The organism is Pleurocapsa sp. CCALA 161 (genome assembly GCF_003003995.1).
Classification (GTDB): domain Bacteria; phylum Cyanobacteriota; class Cyanobacteriia; order Cyanobacteriales; family Xenococcaceae; genus Waterburya.
In genome coordinates this window covers 22,880-31,446 of record NZ_PVWF01000061.1, presented here as the reverse complement: position 1 = coordinate 31,446, position 8,567 = coordinate 22,880, and the positions used below count along the sequence as shown (strand labels likewise).

Below are 8,567 nucleotides of genomic sequence, written 5' to 3'. Positions count from 1 at the left end.
TTGCTCATTGCTCATTGCTCATTGCTCATTGCTCATTGCTCATTGCTCATTGCTCATTGCTCATTGCTCATTGCTCATTGCTCATTGCTCATTGCTCATTGCTCATTGCTCATTGCTCATTGCTCATTGCTCATTGTTCATTGCTCATTGTAAATGGCGTTCCCCAAACCACTGATAGCGATGATCGCGGATTTGTTCATAACTGCGATCGCCTAACCATTTCATGCCTGGAATAGCTCGATAGGCAGCAATAAAAGCGTCGCCCAAAGGTAATAGGCTGGCAATTTCTTCGGCTGCTGCACTTCCCTGCCATCTTCTAGAAGGGTTGTCGATCTCGATTAAGATCATTCCTGCTTCACAGTCCGTTGGTGTAATACCATAATCAGCTAAAGCTATGGGATCCTGCATGGGAATATAGCTGAAAGTTTGTTCGCGGTCAAATTGTTGGAGGATTTGGGCAAAATTGGAGCAGAGATTACACTTACTGTCGTAAACGACTTGATATTTCATGATGCGAGTTTTTAGACCTTCAGACTTAGTTAAAAGTTGTTATCAATCAATATGTATTTCTTTTAGGCTTTAGCAGCTATACAAATAGTAATTTATCGCCTAGAACAGAGACGGTTATTAAAAATAAATAGCCAATTTAACTTATTTTAGCTTGATTATAGGAGAAAATATCTTGGCTATCTCTCTCTCAGATCTGAACAATGCAAATGGTAAAAATGGCTTAATTATTCCTGGAAAAACTGAAGGCGATCGCTTGGGAGAAGCAGTAACCAGTGCAGGGGATATTAATGGTGATGGGATTGACGATCTGGTGGTAACTGCTCCTAATGCAGGTATACCTAATACTAATGAGGATAGCTATTATGATAGCGATCGCCGTGGTCAAGCCTATGTGGTTTTTGGTGCGCGCAATAGCAAAAATTCTCAGCTCGATCTCAATAGTCTCAATGGTAGTAATGGATTTTCAGTTTCTGGTGTAGACGCAGCCAATCAATTGGGTAGTGCTGTTTCGACGGGAGATATCAATGGTGATGGTATTGATGATTTGGTTTTGAGTGCGCCTGGTGCAGGACAAACTGTTAGTCGCTATGGGTACAGCTACAGTGAAAACAATGGTGAAGCTTATGTGATTTTTGGTACTCGCAAGGGCTTTAATGCTGATTTTAATCTGCAATCATTAGATGGCAGTAATGGTTTTATCCTCAAGGGCATTGATGCATCAGATCTTTTGGGGTCAGCAGTAACCAGTGCAGGGGATATTAATGGTGATGGGATTGATGACTTAGCAGTTAGCGCTACGGGAGGGGGTCGACCAGTTACCAATCGCAATGGTTTTACCCAAAGCGATCGCCGTGGTGAAGTTTATATTTTATTGGGCAAGAAAAACGGCTTTGATGCACGCATAAATCTATTTAATTTAAACGGTAGCAACGGTTTTATTGTTGACGGTAAAGATGCTAATGATAGTTTGGGTAGCGCCTTAAGTAACGCAGGTGACATCAACGGCGATAGTATTGACGATCTTGTTATTGGTGCGTCTAATGCGGGAAATGTTTTAAATAGTCCTTTTGCCGATGGCGACAGCGATCAGCGTGGAGAGATTTATGTTGTTTTTGGGAGCAAAAAATTTAATTCTCGGTTTAGTGTTGGCGATCGCTTTACTTTTACAGGAGTTGGGATAGAAGATAATTTAGGGACAGCAGTTACTAATGCAGGTGATCTCAACGGTGACGGGATCGACGATCTAGTTTTAGGTGCAGCTAACGCTTCTGTTGACGGAGAATATACCCAAGAAGGTCAGGTTTATGTCTTGTTTGGTCGTCAGGATGGGTTTGGTACTCAGTTTAATCTTAATAGTCTTAATGGCAACAATGGCTTTAGCCTTGCTGGAGTGGATACAGGGGATGGTTTAGGTAATGCCGTCAGTGCGGGGGATTTTAATGGTGATGGCATTGACGATCTGCTGGTTGGCGCAAGTAGCGCAGGACAAGATAATCGTGGCGCAGCTTACGTTGTGTATGGTAAACGCACTGGTTTTACATCTCAAGTAGATTTGCCCAATCTTAGTAGTAATGCAGGAGTGAAAATTGCGGGGATTAGCAGTGAAGATCTGTTCGGTAGCGCTGTTAGTAGTGGCGGAGATCTTAACGGTGATGGTGCAGACGATCTCTTAGTTACTGCGCCTGGGGTCGATTTAGGTAATGAGTACACTAAAGAAGGTACTACCTATGTGATTTTTGGCAAGCCACAATCGCAACCGCAACCGCAACCGCAACCACAACCAGTTCCTGCTAATAAAGCTACTCCTAACAACGACAGGATTGTTGGCACGTCCCAAAATGACCAAATTTCTGCACAAAACGGAAATGATACTATTTCTGGTGGCGATGGTAACGATAACCTAGCTGGAGATGACGGCAATGATTCTCTCTTTGGGGATAGTGGTAACGATACGGTTAATGGAGGCAACAATAGTGATACTCTTTTTGGTGCAGCAGGTAACGATTTACTAGATGGTGGCAATAATCAAGACCGAATTTTAGGGGATGAGGGGAACGATACTCTTTTTGGCGGTACTGACAATGACTTCCTAGCAGGTGGGATAGGTAACGATATTCTCAATGGTACTAATCCCAATAACTTTGCGGTTCAAGTTGGAGAACAAGATACCCTTGTTGGTGGAGAAGGGACAGATTTATTTATTCTCGGTGATAAAAATCAGGTCTACTATGACGATCGCAATTCTCTGACAGAAGGTTCAACAGACTATGTATTAATTGAAGACTTTAATTCTGCTCAAGACAAGATTCAACTAAAAGGCGATCGCAGTTTATACAACCTGTCTTTTTCTGCCGATGGTCAAGGTAATACGCTAGCTAATATTTTATATTTACAGCCAGGAGCAATAGCTGAAAGAATCGGTATTCTTAAAAATGTTTCGCCCAATTTGAATTTAAATAATTCTGCCTTTATCTATTTACAGAATGAATCATCGCCACCAAAATTTAATTTAATTGGTGGAGCAACATCATACAGCGACAAGATTAAAGGCAGCGTTTTAAACGATCAGATCTCAGGCAATAGCGGAGATGATACTATCTCTGGTGGGGATGGTAATGATTCTCTCGCTGGCGATGGTGGCAGTGATGCTCTGTTTGGAGACAGTGGTAATGATACGCTTAATGGTGGCACTAATAGCGACACTCTCTTTGGTGCAGCAGGTAACGATCTACTTGATGGTGGTAATAATCAAGACCGACTTTTAGGAGATGATGGGAACGATACTCTCTTTGGCGGTACTGATAATGACTTATTAGAAGGAGGCAAGGGTAATGATACTCTCAATGGTACTAATCCCAATAACTTTGAACTTCAGTTTGGTGAACAGGATACTTTGGTTGGTGGTGCAGACAGAGATCTTTTTATTTTAGGGGACAAAGATCGCCTCTACTATAGCGATCGCAATTCTCGAAGCGAAGGTTCAACAGACTACGCTTTGATTAAAGACTTTAATTCTGCACAAGATAAGATTCAATTAACAGGCGAGCGTAGTTTTTATAGTTTATCTTTGTCCGCGGGTAGTAATGGCAGCACCTTGGCTAATATTTTATATCTCGAACCAGGAAGTACTCCTGAAAGAATAGGCATCATTGAAGATGTTTCACCTAATTTAACCATCAATCACAATGCTTTTACCTTTATTTAATAGGTCTGGGTAAATTAAAAATTAGAGTAATTTGTTTTAAGCTATAAGCTATAAGCCTTTAATAGCAAGACGCTGAACCTTTTTGCTAGAGGCGAGTTGATCTGCCCATCTAGTTGTTTCTGGGAGGCGATATTTGGTCAGACAACCCATGACATAATCGATCGCTGTGGGGAGGCTAATTTTGTGTCCAATCGAGATATAAATTGGCTTCACTTTAGTACGCGATCGCAATACCACGCCAATAGTTTCATCTTTGTCTAACAGTGGTTGGCAGCTACCTTTTTCTAGGGCAACATCTTCGTGTTTACCAATGAGTAAAGACTTGGCTACGCCAATTGTGGGAATGTCGAGTAATACTCCTAGGTGACAGGCTAAACCAAGACGACGAGGGTGGGCGTAACCCTGACCATCACAGAGAATTAAGTCAGGAATAGTTTTAAGCTGTTTAAAAGCAGCCAAAATTGCAGGAATTTCGCGAAATGAAAGATAGCCTGGCACATAAGGAAAAGCCGTGGGAATACGAGCGATCGCCTGTTCGACCAATTCTAATTCTGGGTAAGTTAAGATTGCGATCGCTGCTTGGGAAATAGTGTAATTATTTTCAAAACCAACATCGACTCCTGCTACATATTTAACTTCTCCTAAATCATCAGCATTAATCACTTTCGGTCGTAACTGCTCTTGAATTGCTTTGGCTTGGGCCACGGTTTCAACCCAGGGATGACTAAAATTTATGGTCAATTTTTTGTAGTTAATTATTAATTAGTTGATTATCTAAGTAATTTTACGATCAAGTTTCGGAAAATAAAACTACTATTAAAATTATGCCTGCCTACATAAAGTTTCGATTTAGCATTAATCTCAATATTTTAATTTGTAGCTAATGACTAAGAGAAAAATTTGCTTTAGGATGTAGTTATTTTGTTAGACTTGGTTTTTATCTATAGCTCAATTTGTCTTGCCTTAAGGTTCATTTAGTCGTGATTTATTAAAGATTTATAGTTAACTTTAAGTAAAATTACTGAGATATTTTGGAGCAAATAGTCAGCAAAACCGATTGTGATAATCTATCAGAAAATAAATTAGACCGTTTGTGAATTTATTCTGCTCATGTCTATTTTTGAAACCAATGGAAAATTTATCTGATAGTTCAAATAGTACTGAACTCTTAATATCCGAAACAAATCGACCTTTGGGAGAAATCTTGATCGAGGCAGGGTTAATTACGGCTACTCAAATAGAATTTGCTTTACAGCTACAGTCTACGAGTCATCTCAGAATTGGTGAGATCTTAGCTTCCCATAACTGGATTGAGCAGCAAACGGCAGATTTTTTTGCAGAACAATGGGCAGACCTATTGAAGCAAAAGCAAAAACAACCTCTAGTTTATTATTTTCGCAGCGCTGGATTATTAAGTGAGCAGCAAATTGCCTCCCTAATTCGCGAACAAAAGCAACAGACTAAACCACAAAGATTTCATCGACTGGCAGTAGAACGAGGGTATCTTAAACAAATTACGGTAGATTTTTTTCTAGCAAATATATTTAAAATCTATAACACCAACGTTTTTTCTTTTGCTAAACCTTATGAAATTTTGAGCCGATACAATCGAGGTGAGATTAACTTTCGACGTACAGATTTAAGCAAAGCACCATTGATGGGTGTCAGCCTTAAAGGGATTCACCTAGACGGTTCTAATTTGCGTCAAGCAAATCTCAATAGCTCTAATTTAAGTAAATCTAGTTTGATCCAAACTGATTTAGCCTTAGTAGATTTAATGAAAGCTGTTTTGACCAAAGCTAATTTTGAACGGGCGAATTTGTATCAGGCTAATTTAAGAGAAGCTCATTTAAAAGAAGCTAACTTTACCAAAGCTAATTTGCAGGGTGCAGATTTAAGAGCAGCTTATTTGTTTAATGCTATTTTTGCTGGGGCAGATTTAAGAGAGACTCAACTTTTAAACGAATATCCCTATGAAGTTTATTACGACTCTCAAACCATTTTTGACGATCGCTTTAAGCCACAACAAGCAGGCTGGAAGCAGATTGACTTGTGATCAGTTATGCAAAAGTCAAAAGTTTTACAAGGCGCGTTGTCAATAGACTTGTTTCATGAATAAAGGTTCTAAGAATTCAGATAATGTTAGGATCGAGTCACGAGAAAAAGAAGCGAAAAAATAAGGAACAAACTCAATGCAGGAATTTGACAAGTCGATATCTTTTGATGGTCGTGATATTCGGCTTAAAGTAGGCTTGCTCGCACCACAGGCAGGTGGTTCAGTATTAGTAGAATCGGGCGATACAGCGGTTTTAGTTACAGCCACTAGAGCTAAAGGTAGAGAAGGAATTGATTTCTTACCTTTGACCGTAGATTATGAAGAAAGACAGTATGCAGCAGGGCGGATTCCTGGAGGATTTTTTCGACGAGAAGGTAGACCTGGAGAAAAAGCGATCCTGACCAGTAGGTTGATCGATCGTCCTATCAGACCTCTATTTCCTAGCTGGATGCGAGATGATATTCAGATCGTCGCCACGACCCTAGCCCTAGATGAAGATGTTCCCCCAGACGTTTTGGCCGTGACAGGCGCTTCAATCGCCGTTTTATTAGCCGAAATTCCTTTTTATGGCCCAATGGCAGCAGTTAGGGTTGGTTTAGTGGGAGATGATTTTATCCTCAATCCGACCTACAAAGAAATTAATAAGGGAGATTTAGATATCGTCGTGGCGGGAACTCCTGACGGGATTGTAATGGTTGAAGCAGGGGCAAACCAACTACCAGAGCAAGATGTCATTGAGGCGATCGATTTTGCCTACGAAGCGATTCAAGAGTTAATTCAGTCTCAACTAGAATTAATCAAGGACTTGGGGATTGAAATTGTCAAGCCTGAAGCACCCGAAGAAGATCAAAGTTTGATTAGTTTTATTAGCGATCGCTCATCTAAAGATATTAAACACATTCTTTCCCAGTATGACTTTGATAAAAAGACCAGAGATGAAGCTTTAGACGAAATTAAGCAAACTATAGTTGAGGCGATCGCTCAATTGCCTGAAAATGACCCCATTGCCGTGGCAACGACAGAAGATGCTAAAGCGGTAGACAAAGCCTTTAAAAAGCTGACTAAAAAGCTGATGCGGAGTCAAATCATCGAAGAGGGTATTCGAGTTGATGGTCGCCAACTAGATCAGGTCAGACCAATTAGCTCTAGGGCGGGAGTATTGCCCAATCGAGTGCATGGTAGCGGATTGTTTAGAAGAGGTCTAACTCAAGTACTTTCCATTGCCACTCTGGGTACATCAGGGGATGCTCAAGATACTAGAGACGATATGACCATTCAAGACGAAAAACGCTATCTCCACCACTACAATTTTCCTCCTTACTCCGTCGGTGAAACTCGCCCTATGCGATCCCCTGGACGCAGAGAAATCGGTCACGGTGCTTTAGCAGAAAGAGCTTTGTTGCCAGTGTTGCCCAGTATCGAAGATTTTCCTTACGTAATTCGAGTAGTTTCTGAAGTACTGTCTTCTAATGGTTCTACTTCGATGGGTTCGGTCTGTGGTTCAACTTTATCTTTGATGGATGCAGGTGTTCCCCTCACCAAACCTGTTAGTGGTGCGGCCATGGGTTTAATTAAAGAAGCAGATGAAGTGAGAATACTCACAGATATTCAGGGCATTGAAGACTTCTTAGGAGATATGGACTTTAAGGTAGCAGGAACCGATGCAGGTATTACTGCCCTGCAAATGGATATGAAGATCACTGGTTTACCAATGACCGTGATTGCCAAAGCAATTCAACAGGCTTTACCTGCCCGAATCCATATTCTGGAAGAAATGCTTAAGGCGATCGCTGAACCCAGAGAAGAGTTATCTCCTTATGCGCCCAGATTGCTAACCATGAAGATTGACCCCGATTTAATTGGTATGGTTATCGGCCCTTCGGGTAAAACAATTAAAGCGATTACTGAGCAAACAGGAGCGAAAATCGATATTGAAGATGATGGCAAAGTTATCATTGCTGCGGTAGAAGCCGAAAAAGCTGAGATGGCAAGAAAAATGATCTTTAATATCACCCGCAAATTAAATGAAGGAGATGTTTATTTAGGTAAAGTAACTAGAATTATCGACATCGGCGCTTTCATCGAAATTTTGCCAGGCAAAGAAGGCATGATTCATATTTCTCAACTGGCCGAAGGTAGAGTAGGCAAGGTCGATGATGAAGTGGCGATAGGTGACGAAATTGTAGTTAAAATTCGTGGTTTCGACCAAAAAAATCGCCTGAATCTTACCCGATTGGGTATTCATCCAGACGAAGCCGCCGCAGCTAGAGCCGCAGCCTCGTAATATTAAATGAAATACACAAAAGTAAGGGCGAAAGGTTGATCGCCCCTGCTTTTGATTGCTTAAATTATCTGAGGGGAATTGCCTTAACTTTTTTCGTTGCCAGAACTCTAAGTTTAACTTCAAGTTCGTTTTGCATGGATTCAGTATCACCCCCCAAAGCAGTTTGAGGTTTTGCCATCACATCCACAGCACCAGCTTTCATTACTTCATAAATGTTGTCAACATCCGACTTTTGCACTGCATTACTTAAGACTAGAATCGGCGTGGGGCTATTAGCCATAACCTGTCTAGTAAATTCCAAGCCATCCATTTGAGGCATCTGCAAGTCAGTACAAATTACATCAGGATTAAGCCGAGAAACCAAATCTAATCCTTCTTTGCCATTGGATGCTTTGCCAATAACTTCAATATGACGAGAAGAACTGAGCATCTTCTCATAGATGTTAATTGCTACTGAGGAATCTTCAACTAGTAATACTCTAATTTTACCCATGATCTTTCGATTTATTTAT

6 protein-coding genes are annotated in these 8,567 nt (G+C 40.8%); 3 read left to right on the top strand and 3 right to left on the bottom strand.

The window, feature by feature from the left end; all coding sequences use genetic code 11:
• Nucleotides 1–144: 144 nt before the first annotated feature.
• A complete protein-coding gene (locus C7B62_RS15030) occupies nucleotides 145–510 on the bottom strand; it encodes a thiol-disulfide oxidoreductase DCC family protein (RefSeq protein WP_106238042.1) in 366 nt (121 codons plus the stop codon).
• 172 nt (nucleotides 511–682) lie between these two features.
• Between C7B62_RS15030 and C7B62_RS15025 the strand changes: the two genes are divergently transcribed.
• The gene (locus C7B62_RS15025; RefSeq protein WP_146132112.1) at nucleotides 683–3,715 is read left to right on the top strand and encodes an FG-GAP-like repeat-containing protein; all 3,033 of its coding nucleotides are present in this window, start codon (nucleotides 683–685) and stop codon (nucleotides 3,713–3,715) included.
• 48 nt (nucleotides 3,716–3,763) lie between these two features.
• Here C7B62_RS15025 and nfi read toward each other — a convergent pair whose 3' ends face one another.
• Complete coding sequence (gene nfi / locus C7B62_RS15020) at nucleotides 3,764–4,471, bottom strand: deoxyribonuclease V (RefSeq protein WP_370303990.1); 708 nt, start codon at nucleotides 4,469–4,471, stop codon at nucleotides 3,764–3,766.
• Nucleotides 4,472–4,844: 373 nt separating this feature from the next.
• Here nfi and C7B62_RS15015 point away from each other — a divergent pair, with 373 nt between their 5' ends.
• Together C7B62_RS15015 and C7B62_RS15010 are read left to right on the top strand one after the other, a co-directional pair.
• Nucleotides 4,845–5,771, top strand: coding sequence for a pentapeptide repeat-containing protein (locus C7B62_RS15015; protein ID WP_106238032.1), 927 nt, complete (start codon nucleotides 4,845–4,847; stop codon nucleotides 5,769–5,771).
• Between the two features lie 136 nt (nucleotides 5,772–5,907).
• The gene (locus tag C7B62_RS15010; RefSeq protein ID WP_106238028.1) at nucleotides 5,908–8,055 is read left to right on the top strand and encodes a polyribonucleotide nucleotidyltransferase; all 2,148 of its coding nucleotides are present in this window, start codon (nucleotides 5,908–5,910) and stop codon (nucleotides 8,053–8,055) included.
• A gap of 64 nt (nucleotides 8,056–8,119) precedes the next feature.
• Here C7B62_RS15010 and C7B62_RS15005 read toward each other — a convergent pair whose 3' ends face one another.
• A complete protein-coding gene (locus C7B62_RS15005) occupies nucleotides 8,120–8,548 on the bottom strand; it encodes a response regulator (protein ID WP_106238023.1) in 429 nt (142 codons plus the stop codon).
• Nucleotides 8,549–8,567 lie beyond the last annotated feature (19 nt).